The organism is Streptomyces sp. NPDC090108 (assembly GCF_044747185.1).
Classification (GTDB): Bacteria; Actinomycetota; Actinomycetes; order Streptomycetales; family Streptomycetaceae; genus Streptomyces.
In genome coordinates this window covers 402,866-420,805 of record NZ_JBIVDQ010000004.1, presented here as the reverse complement: position 1 = coordinate 420,805, position 17,940 = coordinate 402,866, and the positions used below count along the sequence as shown (strand labels likewise).

General features: G+C 73.4%; 15 protein-coding genes. 11 read left to right on the top strand and 4 right to left on the bottom strand.

Annotated elements, in window-relative coordinates; all coding sequences use genetic code 11:
- Positions 1 to 84 precede the first annotated feature (84 nt).
- The 3 genes from ACIPRD_RS16705 (at position 85) to ACIPRD_RS16695 (ending at position 3,593) form a co-directional block, all read left to right on the top strand.
- Positions 85 to 834, top strand: coding sequence for a DUF4142 domain-containing protein (locus tag ACIPRD_RS16705; protein ID WP_356405794.1), 750 nt, complete (start codon positions 85 to 87; stop codon positions 832 to 834).
- 96 nt (positions 835 to 930) lie between these two features.
- Positions 931 to 1,734, top strand: coding sequence for a TIGR04222 domain-containing membrane protein (locus ACIPRD_RS16700; protein WP_401563683.1), 804 nt, complete (start codon positions 931 to 933; stop codon positions 1,732 to 1,734).
- Between the two features lie 173 nt (positions 1,735 to 1,907).
- Positions 1,908 to 3,593, top strand: a complete 1,686-nt coding sequence (locus ACIPRD_RS16695; RefSeq protein ID WP_401563680.1) for an alpha/beta hydrolase — start codon at positions 1,908 to 1,910, stop codon at positions 3,591 to 3,593.
- Positions 3,594 to 3,641: 48 nt separating this feature from the next.
- Here the strand turns inward: ACIPRD_RS16695 and hemQ are convergent, their stop codons facing one another.
- Together hemQ and hemG are read right to left on the bottom strand one after the other, a co-directional pair.
- Complete coding sequence (gene hemQ / locus ACIPRD_RS16690) at positions 3,642 to 4,373, bottom strand: hydrogen peroxide-dependent heme synthase (RefSeq protein ID WP_356405800.1); 732 nt, start codon at positions 4,371 to 4,373, stop codon at positions 3,642 to 3,644.
- 5 nt (positions 4,374 to 4,378) lie between these two features.
- A complete protein-coding gene (gene hemG, locus ACIPRD_RS16685; RefSeq protein WP_356405802.1) occupies positions 4,379 to 5,866 on the bottom strand; it encodes a protoporphyrinogen oxidase in 1,488 nt (495 codons plus the stop codon).
- Positions 5,867 to 6,022: 156 nt separating this feature from the next.
- Here hemG and ACIPRD_RS16680 point away from each other — a divergent pair, with 156 nt between their 5' ends.
- Positions 6,023 to 7,009, top strand: a complete 987-nt coding sequence (locus ACIPRD_RS16680; protein ID WP_401563676.1) for a DUF4349 domain-containing protein — start codon at positions 6,023 to 6,025, stop codon at positions 7,007 to 7,009.
- Positions 7,010 to 7,042: 33 nt separating this feature from the next.
- A complete protein-coding gene (locus tag ACIPRD_RS16675) occupies positions 7,043 to 8,482 on the top strand; it encodes an FAD-dependent oxidoreductase (protein WP_401564183.1) in 1,440 nt (479 codons plus the stop codon).
- A gap of 56 nt (positions 8,483 to 8,538) precedes the next feature.
- Here ACIPRD_RS16675 and ACIPRD_RS16670 read toward each other — a convergent pair whose 3' ends face one another.
- Positions 8,539 to 8,823, bottom strand: a complete 285-nt coding sequence (locus ACIPRD_RS16670; RefSeq protein WP_356406038.1) for a hypothetical protein — start codon at positions 8,821 to 8,823, stop codon at positions 8,539 to 8,541.
- Between the two features lie 100 nt (positions 8,824 to 8,923).
- On the opposite strand from ACIPRD_RS16670, the gene ACIPRD_RS16665 reads away from it, so the two are divergent.
- Positions 8,924 to 9,748, top strand: coding sequence for a rhomboid family intramembrane serine protease (locus ACIPRD_RS16665; protein WP_401563673.1), 825 nt, complete (start codon positions 8,924 to 8,926; stop codon positions 9,746 to 9,748).
- 10 nt (positions 9,749 to 9,758) lie between these two features.
- Here ACIPRD_RS16665 and hemE read toward each other — a convergent pair whose 3' ends face one another.
- On the bottom strand, positions 9,759 to 10,826 hold the full coding sequence (hemE, locus tag ACIPRD_RS16660) for a uroporphyrinogen decarboxylase (protein WP_356405808.1): 1,068 nt from the start codon (positions 10,824 to 10,826) through the stop codon (positions 9,759 to 9,761).
- Positions 10,827 to 10,924: 98 nt separating this feature from the next.
- Between hemE and ACIPRD_RS16655 the strand changes: the two genes are divergently transcribed.
- The 5 genes from ACIPRD_RS16655 (at position 10,925) to ACIPRD_RS16635 (ending at position 17,885) form a co-directional block, all read left to right on the top strand.
- Positions 10,925 to 11,581, top strand: coding sequence for a DUF3000 domain-containing protein (locus ACIPRD_RS16655; RefSeq protein WP_401563668.1), 657 nt, complete (start codon positions 10,925 to 10,927; stop codon positions 11,579 to 11,581).
- A gap of 540 nt (positions 11,582 to 12,121) precedes the next feature.
- A complete protein-coding gene (locus tag ACIPRD_RS16650; protein ID WP_356405812.1) occupies positions 12,122 to 12,781 on the top strand; it encodes a response regulator transcription factor in 660 nt (219 codons plus the stop codon).
- A gap of 148 nt (positions 12,782 to 12,929) precedes the next feature.
- On the top strand, positions 12,930 to 14,216 hold the full coding sequence (locus tag ACIPRD_RS16645; RefSeq protein WP_401563666.1) for a ribonuclease D: 1,287 nt from the start codon (positions 12,930 to 12,932) through the stop codon (positions 14,214 to 14,216).
- A 325-nt stretch (positions 14,217 to 14,541) separates the two neighbouring features.
- Positions 14,542 to 15,759, top strand: coding sequence for an acetyl-CoA C-acyltransferase (locus ACIPRD_RS16640; protein ID WP_356405816.1), 1,218 nt, complete (start codon positions 14,542 to 14,544; stop codon positions 15,757 to 15,759).
- Positions 15,756 to 17,885 carry a 3-hydroxyacyl-CoA dehydrogenase NAD-binding domain-containing protein gene (locus ACIPRD_RS16635; protein ID WP_401563663.1) on the top strand — a complete coding sequence of 710 codons (2,130 nt, stop codon included), beginning with the start codon at positions 15,756 to 15,758 and terminating at the stop codon, positions 17,883 to 17,885. The genes ACIPRD_RS16640 and ACIPRD_RS16635 overlap by 4 nt, the downstream gene beginning before the upstream one ends.
- The last annotated feature ends 55 nt before the right edge of the window (positions 17,886 to 17,940 follow it).

Here is a 17,940-nt window from a genome sequence, read left to right as displayed (position 1 = left end):
CACGCGGCCGCGCCCTCCACAGCGCCGCCGCGTAATATGCCGATCGCACCCACCGATTCCGTGGTGCGGTGTGCAGGAGGCACCATGCGACGGCGACCACGGCCCCCCATCGAAGGCCGGGGCATGTTCAACGGCACCGGACTCGTCATCGCGGCCCTGGCCGCGACGGCCGTCGCGCTGCTCTATCCGCTCTGGTCGTACGCGGACCGTCCGGACACGGCGAGCGCGAGCACGCTGAGCGCGCGGACCGTGACGACCCCGTTCGGCCCGCTGTCCGACCAGGACCGGGACTTCGTCACCAAGGTCCGCCTGGCGGGGCTGTGGGAACTGCCCGCCGGGGAGCTGGCGCGGCAGAAGGGGACCACCCAGGCCGTACGCGACGCGGGACAGCATCTGATCGACGGGCACACCACCCTGGACACCCATGTCCGCACCGTCGCGGGGCAGCTCGGGGTGCCGTTGCCGAACGAGCCCAACGAGCAGCAGAAGCAGTGGCTCGCGACCCTGCGCTCGGCCCAGGGCCAGGACTTCGACCGGCAGTTCGCGGGCATCCTGCGGCTCGCGCACGGCCGGGTGTTCTCCCTGGTCGCCCAGGTCCGCGCGGGCACCCAGAACTCGCTGGTGCGCGACCTCGCCGACGACGCGAACGCGACCGTGCTGGACCACATCAGGGTCCTGGAGGCGACGGGATACGTCGACTTCTCCGCGCTCGCCAGGGACCTGGCCGTCTCCCCCACCCCCGTGCCCTCGCCCGCCGCCGTCGATCCCTCCGACGCCGTGCCGGTCGCGCCCGCGCCGTCTCCCTCGAACACCCCGCCGGACGGCACCGGTTGACCTGCGAAGAAAACGGAACGTCACATACCGGCAACACTCTGTCCGGATACTGAACAAGGCATGGCGTTCAGCGGGCCGCTGACATAGAAACACGTCATGTTCTGGGTCCTTCTCCTCGTCCTGGCCTGGGCCTCGGCCGGGTTCGCGTGCGCCCGTCTGTGCCTGGCCGCCATGCGTACGGCGGCCGCCGACCGGGAGGCCGCGGCGTCGGGCCGCGGGCACGATCTGACGCTGTACGAGGCCGCGTTCCTGTCCGGCGGCCCCACCCGGGTCGCCGATCTGACCATGGTCTCCATGGCCCGCCAGCGCCGGCTGCTGCTCGCGCACACCGGCTGGGCCACCGTCGTCGACCCCCGGGGCCACGACGAGATGGAGCGGTCGGTCATCGGCGCGATAGGACCCGGCGGACAGTCCCTGATCGCGCCCGTCCGGGCCGCCGCGTCCGGGACGGAGGCCGTACGCACGCTCGCGGACGATCTGGTGCGCGCCGGGCTCGCGATACCGGAGGGCGCGCCGGAGACCGTGGCGGCCGGACTGCGCCAGGTGCGCGCCACCGTGCCGGTCGTGCTCGCGCTGGGCGCCGCCGCCCTGCTGCTGCCCGACGGGACCGGGACGCCGCGCTCGCTGATGTGCCTGTGGTTCGCGCTGCCTCTCCTCCTCACGCTGAGCGGTCTGGCCATCGCCCGGTTCGAGGGGCACTCCCCCACCCGCTGGGCCTCCCCGGCCGGGCAGCGGCTGCTCGGCGCCCTGAAGAACCGCCGGACCGGTGACGGAGGCGATGACGGCGGCGGTGACGAGCGTTCCTTCCTCACCTCGGTCGCGGTCAGGGGCATCCGCGCGATCGGCGAACCGGCGCTGCGGGCGGCCTTCACGCCCCGCGACCAGCCCTGGCGGGAGTGAACGCCGCTTCAGGGAGCGTCTCCCGGCGTCTCCCAGGGGGCGCACGGGGGGCATTGGGGCCGACACCGGCCTGCCGGTGCTTGCCTTGGCCCTCGGCCCTTTGAAACATCCCTTCTGTTGTCGCCGGGCGGTGGCAGCCGTGCCATCGCCCCCGCGCACCGAAGGGATACGCGATGAGAGCTGCCGTCCTGTACTCGGCCGCCGGGTCCTTGCTCCTCACCACGCTGGCCGCTGCCCCGGCACCCGCCGTGCCCCACGCGCCCGCAAGGACCGGCGTGCCGGGTGCGAGTGCCGCGGCCGAGGCGCGCGGGAGCGCGGAGGCCGCGGCGCGGGCCCGGCGGACCGGTGTCGCCTTCGGCGCCTGCCCCGCCGACCTGCCGGCACCGTCCGGCATGAGGTGCGGCACGGTCAGCGTGCCGCTGGACTACGCGCACCCCTCCGGCAGGCGGATCGAGCTGACGGTCAGCCGGATGCCGGCCACCGGGAAGGACCCGCGCAACAGCAAGCGCAGGGTGCCGAGACAGGGGGCCCTCGTCTACAACCCGGGCGGTCCCGGCGCCTCCGGCATGGCCTTCCCGATGATCGGCGTGGTGCCGCAGTGGAAGCGGATCGCGGCCGCCTACGACCTGATCGGCTACGCGCCCCGCGGCGTGGAGCGTTCGGCCCCGCTGTCCTGCGAGGACCCCGCCCGGTTCTTCAAGGCGCCCACACAGGCGCCGGTCCACCCGACGGAGGCGTACAAGCGGGAGCGCATCACGCGGGCGAAGGCGTACGCGCGCGGCTGCGCCGAGCGGTCGGGAAGCGGGCTGCGCTTCTTCAACTCCCTGAACAACGCCCGCGACCTGGACGTCCTGCGGGCCGCGCTCGGCGAGGACCGGCTGACGTTCATGGGCGCGTCGTACGGCACCTACCTCGGCGCGGTGTACGGCACCCTGTTCCCCTCGCACCTCAGGCGCATGGTGCTGGACTCGGCGGTCGACCCGGACCCGGCCCAGGTCTGGTACCGCGACAACCTCGCCCAGTCGGCGGCGTTCGAGGGCCGCTGGGCGGACTTCCGCGAGTGGGCCGCCCGCCACGACGACGTGTACGGGCTCGGGAACACGGCGGAGAAGGTGCAGGCCGCCTACGACACCGCGGCCCGCCGGCTGGCGGCGGAGGCGGCGGGCGGGAAGGTCGGTCCGGGCCAGCTGCAGAACACGTTCCTGATGGCCGGGTACTACGACGACTTCTGGCCGAGCCGGGCGGCGGCGCTCTCGGCGTATCTGAAGGGCGACGCGAAACCCCTGATCGGCCTTGCCGTGCCGAGCCCCGGCATGGCCGCCGAGGCGGAGAACGGCAGCGCGGTGTACACGGCCGTCGAGTGCAACGACGCGCCCTGGCCGACGGACTGGAAGGTCTGGGACCGCGACAACACCCGGCTGGCGCGGGTGGCGCCCTTCGAGACCTGGGACAACGCGTGGACGAACCTGCCCTGCGCCTACTGGCCGGCGCCCCGGCAGCAGCCGCTGGACGTCCGCACCGGTCCCGGTGAGCTGCCCGCCGTGCTGATCCTGGCGGCCGAGCGGGACGCGGCCGCGCCGTACGCGGGGGCGCTGGAGATGAACCGGCGCCTGTCGGGCTCGGTGCTGGTCACCGAACGGGACGCGGGCACGCACGGGATCGCGGGCGGCCCGAACGCGTGCGTCAACGCCCACCTGGACGCCTATCTGCTGGAGGGCCGGCTGCCCGCGCGGCGCGCCGCCTGCGGGCCGCGCACGGAGCCGCTGCCGGACGGGCCGGCCGGTCGCGGCTCCGCGCAGAGCCCCCGGGACGCCCTCAAGGGCAAGGGCGAGCGGACCGCGGCCTCCGGGCGGTCCTGAGCACCACCGGCGCGGGGCCGTCCGGTTCGCGGACGGCCCCTCGGGGCCTCAGGCGAGACCGGCGACCAGCTCGGCCACGGACTTGCGGCGGCCCGTGTAGAACGGGACTTCCTCGCGGACGTGCATGCGGGCCTCGGAGGCGCGCAGGTGACGCATGAGGTCGACGATGCGGTACAGCTCGTCGGCCTCGAAGGCCAGCAGCCACTCGTAGTCGCCGAGCGAGAACGAGGCGACCGTGTTGGCGCGCACGTCCGGGTAGCCGCGGGCCATCTTGCCGTGGTCGGCGAGCATGCGCCGGCGGTCCTCGTCGGGCAGCAGGTACCAGTCGTAGGAGCGCACGAAGGGGTAGACGCTGACGTAGTCGCGCGGCGTCTCGTCGGCGAGGAACGCCGGGATGTGCGAGCGGTTGAACTCGGCGGGGCGGTGCAGCGCCATGTTCGACCACACCGGCTCCAGGGCGCGGCCCAGCCGGGTGCGGCGGAAGAGGTTGTACGCCTCCTGGAGCTGGTCGGCGGTCTCGGCGTGCCACCAGATCATGAGGTCGGCGTCGGCGCGCAGACCGGAGAGGTCGTAGGTGCCGCGGACGGTCACGTCCTTGGCGGCGAGCTGGTCGAACAGCTCCTGGACCTCGTCGGCGTAACCGGCGCGGTCCTCGGGCAGCACGTCCTTCAGCTTGAAGACCGACCACAGGGTGTAGCGGATGACCTCGTTCAGGTCCTTGGCCAGCTTGCCCTTGTTCGGGATCCTGCCGGACTCGGTGGTGGGGGCGTCGTCACTCATGGCCCCTATTCTCCCGCTCCGCCGTGCAGGCTCTGCACCGGGGCGGCGGTGAGTCTGCGGACACCGTCCAGGTCACCGCCCAGCTGGTCCACGGCGGCGTCGGCGCTCGCGATGCAGGCCGGGATGCCGACGCCGTCGTACGGGGCTCCGCAGACCGCGAGGCCGGGGAGCCCGGCGACGTGTGCGCGGATCCGGGCCACGCGCGCGTGGTGGCCGACCGGGTACTGCGGCAGGCCGTCGGTCCAGCGGGTGACGCGGGTGGCGAGGGGGACGGCGTCCAGGCCGGTGGCCTCGCGCAGGTCGTGCCGGGAGATCTCGACGAGGTCGGCGTCCTCGCGCCCGAGCACCTCGGTCTCGCCGTGGCGGCCCACGGAGGTACGCAGGACGACCACGTCCGGGTCGTCCTCGGCGATCCAGCCCCACTTCTGGGAGGCGAACGTCGAGGCCTTGATGGTCCGGCCGTCGACGGGGGGTACGAGGAAGCCGCTGCCCTCGGGCAGGGCGAGGCCGGTGCGGCGGTAGGCGAGGGTGATCAGGGCCATGGAGGCGTACTCGACGGCGGCGAGTTCGGCCGCGGCGGCCGGTGACTCGGCGCGCAGCAGGCCGGCGGCCGCGCGCGCGGGGACGGCGAGGACGACGGCGTCCGCGTGCAGCACCCGGTCTCCGGCCACGATCCGCCAGCCGCCGGGCGCGGGGGTGTCCGCGCCCGGGGCTCCCGGCTCCGCGACCCGGCGCAGCTCCCGTACCGGTGTCCCGGTGAGGATCTCGCCGCCGCGGGCGCGCACGGACCCGGCGACCGCGAGCGGCAGCCGTCCGACGCCGCCCTCGATGCCCATGAACACCGGGCCGGTCTGCTGGTGCGCGGCGGCCCTGGCCTGGATGGCGCGGACGGCCTCCGTGAGGGAGTCGTGGGCGCGGGCGGCCTCGAAGAGCTGCGGGACGGCCGAGCGCATCGAGATGCCGTACGCGTCGCCCGCGTACACCCCGCCGAGGAGGGGCTCGACCAGCCGGTCGACGACCTCGCGGCCGAGTCGCGCCGCCACGTACTCCCCGACGGCGACGTCCTCGCCGATCTCCGTGCGGGGCAGCTCCGCGTCGCGTCCGATGCGGGCGAGTCCCTCGTCGGACAGCACCCCGGCCAGCGCGGACGCGGTGCCGGGCACGCCCATCACATGCCCCTTGGGCATGGGGCGCAGGGCGCCGCGGGTCCAGATCGAGGCGGACGCGGTGGCCGGGGTCCGAAGGCTGTCCGCGAGGCCGGCCGCGCGCGCGAGGGCCACCGCCTCGGGGCGGCGGGCGAGCATCGACTCGGCGCCGAGGTCCACCCGGACGCCCGCGATCTCACCGGGCAGCAGCTTGCCGCCGACCCGGTCGGAGGCCTCCAGCACCGTCACCCGCGACCCGCGCTCCAGCAGCCGGTGCGCGGCGGCCAGCCCGGCGATGCCGGCTCCGATGACGACGACATGGCCCGTGCCCGTACCCGTTGTGCTCATACCCCCCACTCTCCCAGACCTCGCCGGCACTCCCGCGCGGGCCCGGTGTCCGTGCCGTGCCCGGACCGTGACCGCATCGGGATCCCCGGGAGCCGACGTCCACCGGGGTTCGCGCGTCCAACAGGTGACGACATCACATCTCCCGGGGGTCGGCCCATGCGCGCACCACGTTCCACGAGATCCGTCCGGGCTCTGGCGGGCGTGCTGCTCGCCGCGTCCCTCGCGCTCGCCGGATGCGGCGCCCCGGGCGGTTCGGGCGGTTCGTCGGGCGACTCCGGCAAGTCCGCCGCCGGCCGCTCGGACCAGCGGGCGGGTGCCGGCGGCGGCGCGGACCGGCGGGCGGGCGGCGGCGCGGAGGGCGCGGCGTCCACCGCCGGCACCCCGCGGCCCGCGCCGGACGCCGTCATCCGCACGGCCTCGCTGACCGTCCAGGTCGCGGACGTGCAGAAGGCCCTGGCGGACGCCCGCACGGCCGTGGAGGGCGCGGGCGGCTACGTCGGCGAGGAGAGCACCGGGCGGGACCCGGACGGGCACGAGCGGACCCGGGTCGTGCTGCGCGTCCCGGCCGCGAAGTACGAGGAGGTCATGTCCGGCCTCCAGGGCGCCGGCCGGCTCGTCGAGCGCACCGCGCGGGCGCAGGACGTCACCGACGAGGTCGTGGACGTGGACAGCCGGGTCAGGTCCCAGCGGGCGAGCGTCGCCCGGGTGCGCGAACTGATGGGCCGGGCGGAGAAGTTGAGCGATGTCGTCGCCCTGGAGGGAGAGCTGGGCCGCCGCGAGGCCGATCTGGAGGCGCTGCTGGCCCGGCAGGCGTCCCTGAAGGACCGCGTGGACCTGGCGACCATCACCCTGTCGCTGTCCGCGAAGCCGGCGCGGACGCACGCGGCGGACGGCACCCCGGGATTCCTGGACGCCCTGTCGGGCGGCTGGCACGTGTTCGTCGCGATGCTGCGCTGGTTCGCCCTCGCGCTGGGCGCGGCCCTGCCGTTCGCCGTGTCCGCGGGCGTGCTGGTGTGGCTGTGGCTGCGGGTCGTCCGCCCGCGGCTGCCGCGCCGCCCGGACCCGGCGCCCGCGCCCGGCGCTCCCCTCGCTCCCGCCCCGCTGCCCCAGGCGCCCCCGGTGCCGGGTCCGGACCGGACGTGAAGTGGAGCCGCCCCGTAGCGTGTTCGCATGACCATGAGCGGTGGGCGGGGCGGCAGGGACGGCCGGGGCGACGGAGAGCGCGGGAGCGGCAGGGACGGCAGGGAGCGGCTGGTGGTGATCGGCGGCGACGCGGCGGGGATGTCCGCGGCGTCGCAGGCGCGCCGGCTGCGGGGCCCGGACGAGCTGGAGATCGTGGCCTTCGAGCGCGGTGACTTCACCTCCTTCTCGGCGTGCGGGATCCCGTACTGGGTGGCGGGTGACGTCGCCGGACGCGACGAACTGATCGCCCGCACGCCCGAGGAGCACCGCGCGCGCGGGATCGACCTGCGGCTGCGCACCGAGGTCACGGAGATCGACGTGGAGCGGCGGCGGGTACGCGCGCGTGAGGCCGGTTCCGGCACCGGGTCCTGGACGCCGTACGACAAGCTGGTCATCGCCACCGGTGCCCGGCCGGTCCGCCCCGCGATGCCGGGGATGGACGCCCCCGGGGTGCACGGCGTGCAGACCCTGGGCGACGGACAGGCGCTGCTCGACACGCTGGCACGCACGCGTGGCCGGCGCGCGGTGGTCGTCGGGGCGGGCTACATCGGGGTGGAGATGGCGGAGGCCCTGATCCGGCGCGGCTTCGAGGTGACGGTCGTCAACCGCGGCGGCGAGCCCATGGCGACCCTGGACCCGGACATGGGCCGGCTGGTGCGCCGGGCGATGGAGGGCCTGGGCATCACCATGGTGGACGGCACCGAGGTCACCGGGGTGCTGACCGGCGACGACGGGCGGGTCCGCGCGGTGGCCACCGACAGCGGGGAGTTCCCGGCGGACGTCGTCGTCCTCGGCATCGGGGTCCGCCCCGAGACCGGTCTCGCGGCCGCGGCGGGGCTGCCGGTGGGCGCGCGCGGCGGCCTGCTCACCGACCTCGCGATGCGGGTGCGCGGCCACGAGGACATCTGGGCGGGCGGCGACTGCGTCGAGGTGCTGAACCTGGTCTCGGGGCAGGAGCAGTACGTGCCGCTCGGCACCCACGCCAACAAGCACGGCCAGGTCATCGGCACCAACGCGGGCGGGGGTTACGCGACCTTCCCGGGGGTCGTCGGCACGGCGGTCAGCAAGGTCTGCGACCTGGAGATCGCCCGCACCGGGCTGCGCGGGAAGGACGCCGACCGCGCCGGCCTGCGGTACGTGTCCGTCACCGTCGAGTCGACCAGCCGGGCCGGCTACTACCCCGGCGCCGCGCCCATGACGGTCAAGATGCTCGCCGAGCGCCGCACCGGCCGGCTGCTGGGCGTGCAGATCGTCGGCCGGGAGGGGGCGGGCAAGCGGGTCGACATCGCGGCGGTGGCCCTGACCGCGCGGATGACGGTGGAGCAGATGACGAGCCTGGACCTGGGGTACGCTCCGCCCTTCTCGCCGGTCTGGGACCCGGTCCTGGTGGCGGCGCGGAAGGCGACGGCGGCGGTCCGCGCGGCGGGCTCCTGAACGCCCGTACGGGGCAGGCGTTCAGGAGCGCCTCACGGGGAACCGGGTGCCTGCCGTCAGGCCGTTCCGCTGATCCGCGGCAGCGAGGCGACGGACCCGCTGGAGGCGACGGGCGAGGGCTGCTCCCCCGCGGGCCGCGCGTGCGTCGCGGACGGCCGGGCGGAGCGCAGCCGGTGGCTCACCGCCTCGTCCAGCGTCACCGGACGCTGCATCTGGGCGGCGAGCCGGCCCGCCTCCTGGCCGAGCCGTGCGACGTCCTCCCAGGGCAGCCGCACCACCAGAGAGATCTCCGCCTCCCCGTCGGGAGTCGCGTGCATCGCCGGAACCTGCGGAGCGTTCATCGCGTTCATCGCCTGTCCTCACGTCGGTTGACAGGGGATACGCACGATCCGGCGGCGGCGTTCACAGATTCACCCGTCCCGGCGGGGGCAGTAGTCCTGTGTGGTCATACCCGTCCATGACGTGAATCCGGCGCGTCGCACCCCGTATGTGACGTACGCCCTCATCGCCGCGAGCGTCCTCGTCTTCCTGATCACCCCCGGCACGGGCAACACCGTGGCCGGGGGGAGCGAACTGGCGCGGCTCTGTCATCTCCAGGCCTTCGTGGACCACTACGCGGCGGTCCCGGCCGAACTGATCCACCATCGGATGCCCCGGGCGGTCCCGACGGGCGACGTCGGTGTCGGGCCGCGCGGACCGGGGTGCGTGCTGGGCCCGCCGGACTACGACAAGTCGCCCGCCCTGTCGGTGTTCACGGCCATGTTCCTGCACGCCGGCTGGGTGCACCTGCTGGGCAACATGCTGTTCCTGCTGATCTTCGGCAACAACGTCGAGGACCGGATGGGCCACATCCGGTTCTTCCTCTTCTACGTCGTCTGCGGCTACGCGGCCGGTTACGGCTTCGCGCTGCTCAACGCCGGCTCGGCCGAACCGCTGATCGGCGCGTCGGGGGCGATCGCCGGGGTGCTGGGCGCCTATCTGGTGCTGTACCCGAGGGCCAGGGTCTGGGTCCTGGTGCCGTTCCTGGTCTTCCTGCCGCTGCGGCTGCCCGCGTGGGTGGTGCTGGGCTTCTGGTTCGGGCTCCAGGCGGTGAACTCCTCCGGGCACCACGACCCGGGCGCCGGCACAGTGGCGTACGCCGCGCACGTGGCCGGGTTCCTGGCGGGCATGCTGCTCGCCTGGCCGCTCAAGGCCGGCACCCCGGAACCGCCGGAGCCGCGCCGTCTGCTGTTCGGCAGGCAGGCGCGGCCCCGTCAGGTGTGGTGAGCGGCTCCGCTCAGCGCGCGCTGTGCGTGTGGACGTAGTCCACGAGGCGGGTCAGCGCGTCGGGGTCGGTGTGGGGCATGACGCCGTGGCCGAGGTTGAAGACGTGGCCCTCGAGTCCGGCGGCGGAGTCGAGCACGGCCTGGGCCTTGGCCTCGACGGTGTTCTTGTCGGTGAACAGGACCGTTGGGTCGAGGTTGCCCTGGAGCGCCTTGCCGGGGCCGACGCGGTGGACGGCCTCGTCCAGCGGGATGCGCCAGTCGACGCCGACGACGTCCGCGCCGGCCTCGCCCATGAGGCCGAGCAGTTCGCCGGTGCCGACGCCGAAGTGGATGCGCGGGACGCCGTAGCCCGAGACGGCGTCGAACACCTTCGCCGAGGCGGGCATCACGGAGCGGCGGTAGTCGGCGGGGGCCAGCGCGCCGACCCAGGAGTCGAACAGCTGGACGGCGGAGGCGCCGGCCTCGATCTGCACCTTCAGGAAGGCGGCGGTGATCTCGGCGAGGCGGTCCAGCAGGTCGGCCCACAGCTCGGGGTCGCCGTACATCATCGCCTTGGCGTTCTCGTACGTGCGCGACGGTCCGCCCTCGACGAGGTAGCTCGCGAGGGTGAAGGGGGCGCCGGCGAAACCGATCAGCGGGGTGCCGCCCAGCTCGCGGGTGAGCATGCCGATCGCCTCGGTGACGTAGGACACGTCCTCGGGGGTGAGGTCGCGCAGCCGGGCGAGGTCGGCGCGGGTGCGGACCGGCTTCTCGACGACCGGGCCGACGCCGGGCTTGATGTCGAGGTCGATGCCGATGGCCTTGAGCGGGACGACGATGTCGCTGAAGAAGATCGCGGCGTCCACGTCGTGCCGGCGCACCGGCTGCAGCGTGATCTCGGTGACCAGCTCGGGCCGCATGCAGGACTCGAGCATCGGAATGCCCTCGCGCACCTTGCGGTACTCGGGCAGGGAGCGGCCGGCCTGACGCATGAACCACACCGGGGTGTGCGGTACGGGTTCACGCCTGCACGCCTTGAGGAAGGCGCTGTCGTACGTCGCGGTCGGCTGCTGGCCCGTGGGGCTTCCGTTGGCACTCACGTCGGCAAGTCTCGCACGGTCCGGACCACAGAAGTGCCGCCGCCCTCAGGGGGTGTCTTGCCCCGCGCGGGGGCCCGCTTCCCCTTACTCTTCCCCGCATGGCTGCGGCTCAGGAACGACTGTCGGACGGCGCTGACGGAATGGACGACGCGAAGGACACCGCTCATGCGGTGCCGCCGGCGTTCCGTGCCGCGGTGGACGCGCTGCGCTCCGCGCGGCTGAGGCCGCAGGTCGAGGTGGAGCCGACGCCGGCCCCGCAGCGGCTGGCGCCGTTTGCGTACGCGCTGGAGGCCGTGGTGGCCGACGGCGAGCAGGAGCTGGCCGACGGGCGGCTGGTGCTGCTGCACGATCCGGCCGGGCACGACGCCTGGCGCGGGACGTTCCGGCTGGTGACGCTGGTACGGGCGGAGCTGGAGGCGGAGATGGCCGCCGATCCGCTGCTGCCCGAGGTGTGCTGGTCGTGGCTGACCGGGGCGCTCCAGTCCCGCGGGCTCGCCTGCGGCGAGCCGAGCGGCACGGTCACGCGTGCGGGGTCGCACTACTTCGGCGGCCTGTCCGAGCGGCCGCCCGCCTCGCAGATCGAGATCCGGGCGTCCTGGACGCCCCGGGAGGGGCGCGGCGGGGTGCCGGACACCGCCGCGCACCTGGCGTCCTGGTGCGATCTGCTGGCCCAGGTCGGCGGACTGCCGCCGGCCGGTCCGGGCGACGGCTCGGTGGTCACGCTGCCGCAGCGCAGGGGCCCGCAGTCCCGCTGAGACCGCGTGAGAGACCGCGTGCGCGGGGGCTCGTGGCGCGCCGGGTGCGCGGGATACGCGAGGTGCCCGGGTGCGCAAGGTGCGTGTCCGGAGGCGGGAACCGTGTTCCCGGTCCGTGACCCCTGCCTTCCGGGCCGCCCTGCCGTCCCTGCCCCCGCCGTCCATGCCGCCCTGCCGTCCGGGCGGGCGGAGTCCGTGGCCGTGGTCAGGTCCGTGGCGTGCGACCCGGGTCCGTACGAGGGTCCGCCGTCTCGGTGACGTGTACCCATCCATCGACGGGGGTCAGTCCTCGTGATCGTTTCATTGACCCTCTCTTTGTCGATACGGCCACATTCCGCACCCGAATGGCAACGGCCCGGACCGAGTCGATCTTCGGATGATCGATCGCGTGTCCGAATTGCACGGATTGTTACTCACTAGATCGTGATCATTCTCTAAAGGCGGACGGGTTTGCTGCCGAAGACGACTGTGACCTTGAAAGCACGGTTCGTCCCGGCTTCATCCCCACAAGCCGGCCCCGTCCCCCACCCAGGAGGCCTGGTGTCCGTTCTCCTCGAGCAGCCCGCAAGCCTGGTCGCCTACCGCCCGAACAAGCCGACCGCCATGGTGGTCGTGGCCGACCCCCGCGTCCGTTCCACCGTCACCCGCCACCTGTGGGCGCTCGGTGTGCGCGACGTGATCGAGGCCTCGTCCATCGCGGAGGCTCGTCCCCGCATCGGCAACCCCCGCGACATCTGCGTCGCCGACGTCCACCTGCCCGACGGCTCCGGCCTCACCCTCCTGTCCGAAACCCGCGCCGCGGGCTGGCCCAACGGCCTGGCACTGTCCGCCGCCGACGACATCGGCGCCGTCCGCAACGCCCTCGCCGGCGGTGTGAAGGGCTACGTCGTCACCGGCACCCGCACCAACATCGGCCTCCCCACCCGCCCCGGCGCCGCCCCCATCGGGGCCGCGGGCCGTATGCACCGCCGCCCCCCGGGTGCCCCGAGCCACCCGGGCGGCTACCGCGAGCTGTCCGGACGCGAGGTGGAGGTGCTGCGCCTGGTCGCCGAGGGACAGTCGAACAAGGCGATCGGCGTCTCCATGGGCCTGTCCGCCCTGACCGTCAAGAGCCACCTGGCCCGCATCGCCCGCAAGCTCGGCACGGGCGACCGCGCCGGCATGGTGGCGGTGGCCCTGCGCACCGGGATCATCCACTGAACCGGTGTGCCGGACGAGCCCTTCCCCACCCCGACTTCACCCGTGTGAAGCCGAAGTTTCACCGGCCTGACTGATTTACACCCCTGCGGCGCCCGTCGACGGAACGTTCCGGCGACGGGCGCCGTGCCGACCCGGATACCCTTGACAGGTGACGGACGCCCAAGAGACCGCAGCAGACAGTTCCCCGCGTATCCCCGGAGGCACCCCTCCGGACGACGCCGGATCTTCTCTGACGGAGGCGCCCACTCCGCTGCTCGAACCCCGCGAGGGCATTCCGCCGGTGGTCGCCGACGCGGCCGCCCTCGCCGAGGTGATCGCCGCCTTCGCCGCCGGCTCCGGCCCCGTCGCCGTCGACGCCGAACGCGCCTCCGGATACCGCTACGGCCAGCGGGCCTACCTGGTGCAGCTGCGCCGCGAGGGCGCGGGCTCCGCACTGATCGACCCCGTCGCCTGCCCCGACCTCTCCGGTCTCGGCGAGGCGCTGTCCGGTGTCGAGTGGGTGCTGCACGCGGCCACCCAGGACCTGCCCTGCCTGCGCGAGATAGGCATGGTGCCCAGCCGCCTGTTCGACACCGAGCTGGCCGGACGGCTCGCCGGGTTCCCCCGGGTCGGTCTCGGCGCGATGGTCGAGAACGTCCTCGGGTTCGTCCTGGAGAAGGGCCACTCCGCCGTCGACTGGTCGACCCGCCCGCTGCCCGAGCCGTGGCTGCGCTACGCCGCGCTGGACGTCGAGCTCCTCGTCGACCTGCGCGACGCGCTGGAGAAGGAGCTGGACCGGCAGGGCAAGCTGGAGTGGGCCCTGCAGGAGTTCGACGCGATCGCGTCCGCCCCGCCGGCCGAGCCCCGCAAGGACCCCTGGCGCCGCACGTCGGGCATGCACAAGGTGCGGCGGCGCCGGCAACTGGCCGTCGTGCGCGAGCTGTGGGAGACCCGGGACCGGATCGCCCAGCGGCGGGACGTGTCCCCGGGCAAGGTGCTGAGCGACGCGGCGATCGTGGAGGCCGCCCTCGCCCTGCCGTCCGGCGTGCCCGCGCTCGGGGCGCTGAACGGCTTCGGGCACCGGACGGGCCGCCGGCAGCTGGAGCAGTGGCAGGCGGCCGTCGACCGCGCCAAGGCGCTTCCCGAGAGCGCGCTGCCCCAGCCCGGCCAGCCGGTCACCGGTCCGCCGCCGCCGCGGGCCTGGGCCGACAAGGACCCCGCCGCCGCGACCCGGCTGTCCGCGGCCCGGGCCGGGGTCTCGGCACTGGCCGAGAAGGTGAACATGCCCCAGGAGAACCTGGTGTCCCCCGACACCGTGCGGCGCGTCTGCTGGGAGCCGCCGGCCGCCGACCACGCGGCCGTGGCCGCCGCGCTCGCCGGCTTCGGGGCCCGCCCCTGGCAGGTGGAGCTGGTCACCCCGGTCCTGGTCACTGCGCTCTCCGCCGAGAGCGCCTGACCCGGGGACCCTCATGACGGACGCGGGCCGGTCATGCCGTACACCCACGGCATGACCGGCCCGCGTGCGTTCCCGCGCGCCGGCGCCGCGCAGGCCGTCCCCCGTTCGGGCGTACGTCCGCCCGGCCCGTTCCCGCACGGTGGCGCACCGCGGGGCGTCGAGTTCGCGCCAAGCTCCCGGGGGGGGTCCACCCGTGTGACGTTCACCGCTCCCCGGGGTGGGGGTGTGCAGCTACGTTACTCATAAGTAGCATGGGTCCTGAGCGCGCGCTCAGCGCATGTGCGTGCCGCAGCAGTGCCACCCCGCACCCTGGAGGAGAGCCATCGTGCCTCGTACCGTCAGGGACGTCGTCTTCGTCGACGGCGTCCGCACCCCGTTCGGCAAGGCGGGCCCGAAGGGCATCTACCACGAGACCCGTGCCGACGACCTCGTCGTGAAGGCGATCCGGGAGCTGCTGCGCCGCAACCCCGGTCTGGACCCGAAGAAGATCGACGAGGTCGCCATCGCCGCGACCACGCAGATCGGCGACCAGGGCCTCACCCTCGGCCGTACGGCCGGCATCCTCGCGGGCCTGCCGCAGTCGGTGCCCGGCTACTCGATCGACCGCATGTGCGCCGGCGCCCTGACCGCCGTCACGACCACCGCCGGTTCGATCGCCTTCGGCGCCTACGACGCCGTCATCGCCGGTGGCGTCGAGCACATGGGCCGCCACCCCATGGGCGAGGGCGTCGACCCGAACCCGCGCTTCGTCAGCGAGAAGCTGGTCGACGAGTCCGCCCTGTTCATGGGCATGACCGCCGAGAACCTGCACGACCGCTACCCGACGATCACCAAGCAGCGCGCCGACGAGTACGCCGTGCGCTCGCAGGAGAAGGCCGCCAAGGCGTACGCCGACGGCAAGATCCAGCAGGACCTGGTGCCGATCTCGGTGCGCCGCACCAACGCGGACGCCGGCGAGACCGGTTGGGGCATGGTCACGGCCGACGAGCCGATGCGCCCGGGTACGACCATGGAGAGCCTCGCGGGCCTGAAGACGCCGTTCCGCGTGCACGGCCGGGTCACCGCCGGCAACGCGGCCGGTCTGAACGACGGCGCCACGGCCTCCATCATCGCGAGCGAGGACTTCGCCCGCGAGAACGGCCTGCCGGTCAAGATGCGCCTGGTCTCCTACGCCTTCGCGGGCGTCGAGCCGGAGGTCATGGGCTACGGCCCGATCCCGGCCACGGAGAAGGCGCTCGCCCAGGCGGGGCTGTCGATCGAGGACATCGACCTCTTCGAGATCAACGAGGCCTTCGCCGTCCAGGTGCTGGCCTTCCTGGAGCACTACGGCATCGCGGACGACGACGCGCGCGTCAACCAGTACGGCGGCGCGATCGCCTACGGTCACCCGCTGGCCTCCTCGGGCGTGCGTCTGATGACGCAGCTGGCCCGCCAGTTCGAGGAGCAGCCGCACGTCCGCTACGGCCTGACCACCATGTGTGTCGGCTTCGGCATGGGCGCGACGGTCATCTGGGAGAACCCGCACTTCGAGGGGGACAAGTGAGCACCACCACCGAACTGTTGAAGGGCGCGGCCGAGCTGTTCCCGGACGAGGTCGTGACCTCCGCGCACGTCCGTCACTTCGAGCTGCCCTTCGGCGCCGGGCGCTTCGCGCTCATCACGCTGGACAACGGCTTCGATCACACCAAGCCGACCACCTTCGGCCCGGCGTCGCTGGCGAACCTGAACGCCGCGATCGACCAGGTCGAGAAGGAGGCCGCGGACGGCGCGATCGTCGGTATCGGCATCACCGGCAAGCCGTTCATCTTCGCCGTCGGCGCCGACCTCAAGGGTGTCGAGCTGCTGAAGAGGCACGAGGACGCGCTCGCCATCGGCAAGGGCGGCCACGAGGTCTTCAAGCGTCTGTCGAAGCTCGCCGTCCCCACCTTCGCCTACTACAACGGCGCGGCGATGGGCGGCGGCGTCGAGGTCGGCCTGCACTGCACCTACCGGACCGTCTCCAAGGCGATCCCGGCGTTCTCGCTGCCCGAGGTCTTCCTCGGCCTGGTACCCGGCTGGGGCGGCTGCGCGCTGCTGCCGAACCTGATCGGCGCCGACAAGGCCGTCTCGGTCATCATCGAGAACAGCCTGAACCAGAACAGGCAGCTCAAGGGCAAGCAGGTCTTCGAACTCGGCATCGCCGACGCGCTGTTCGAGGGTGCCGACTTCCTGGAGCAGTCGCTGCTGTGGACCGCGCGGGTCCTCAAGGACGAGATCGCGGTCGAGCGTCCCGCGATCGACCGCGGCGAGGCCTGGGACCAGGCCGTCGCCAAGGGCCGCTTCGTCGCGGACTCCAAGGTGCACGGCGCGGCCCCGGCCGCCTACCGCGCCCTCGACATCATCGAGGCCGCCAAGAACGGTGACCTCCAGCAGGGCTTCGACGCCGAGGACCAGGCCCTCGCCGACCTGATCATGGGCGGCGAACTGCGCTCCGGCATCTACGCGTTCAACCTGGTGCAGAAGCGCGGCAAGCGCCCCGCCGGCGCCCCGGACAAGTCGCTGGCCCGCCCGGTCACCAAGGTCGGTGTCGTCGGTGCCGGTCTGATGGCCTCCCAGCTCGCGCTGCTCTTCCTGCGCCGCCTGGAGGTGCCGGTCGTGCTGACCGACATCGACCAGGAGCGCGTCGACAAGGGTGTGGGCTACGTCCACGCCGAGATCGACAAGCTGCTCGGCAAGCACCGGATCAACCAGGACAAGGCCAACCGCCTGAAGGCGCTGGTCACCGGTGTCCTGGACAAGGCCGAGGGCTTCGCGGACGCGGACTTCATCATCGAGGCCGTGTTCGAGGAGATGGGCGTCAAGCAGAAGGTGTTCGCGGAGGTCGAGGCGGTCGCCCCGGCGCACGCGATCCTCGCCACCAACACCTCCTCGCTGTCGGTGTCGGAGATGGCGTCGAAGCTGAAGCACCCCGAGCGGGTCGTCGGCTTCCACTTCTTCAACCCCGTCGCGATCCTGCCGCTGCTGGAGATCGTCCGCGGTGAGCAGACCGACGACGCGGCGCTCGCCACCGCGTTCGGTGTCGCCAAGAAGCTGAAGAAGACCGCGGTCCTCGTCAAGGACGCCCCGGCGTTCGTCGTGAACCGCATCCTGACCCGCTTCATGGGCGAGATCCAGAACGTCATCGACGAGGGCACCCCGGTCGAGGTCGCGGAGAAGGCCGTCGAGCCGCTCGGCCTGCCGATGTCCCCGCTGGTGCTGCTGGAGCTGGTCGGCCCGGCGATCGGCCTGCACGTCTCCGAGACGCTGCACGGCGCGTTCCCGGAGCGCTTCACGGTCTCCCCGAACCTCAAGGCGGTCGTCGAGGCCGGCAAGCGCGGCTTCTACGTCTACGACAGCGGCAAGCCCGAGCTCGACCCCGAGGTCGCGGCGCTGCTGAAGCAGGGCGACACCGTCCTGACGGAGGAGCAGGTCCGCGCCCGCGTCCTGGACGCGGTGGCCCAGGAGATCGGCCTGATGCTCGCCGAGGGCGTCGTCGCCGAGGCCCAGGACATCGACCTCTGCCTGATCACGGGCGCCGGCTGGCCCTTCCACCTGGGCGGCATCACGCCGTACCTGGACCGCGAGGGCGTCTCGGAGCGGGTGAACGGCAAGAAGTTCCTGGCCCCGGGCGTGGCGTCGGTCCCGGCGTAACACCTTCCGCCGCTGTGCGCGAAGGCCCCCGCACGACCGTGCGGGGGCCTTCGCG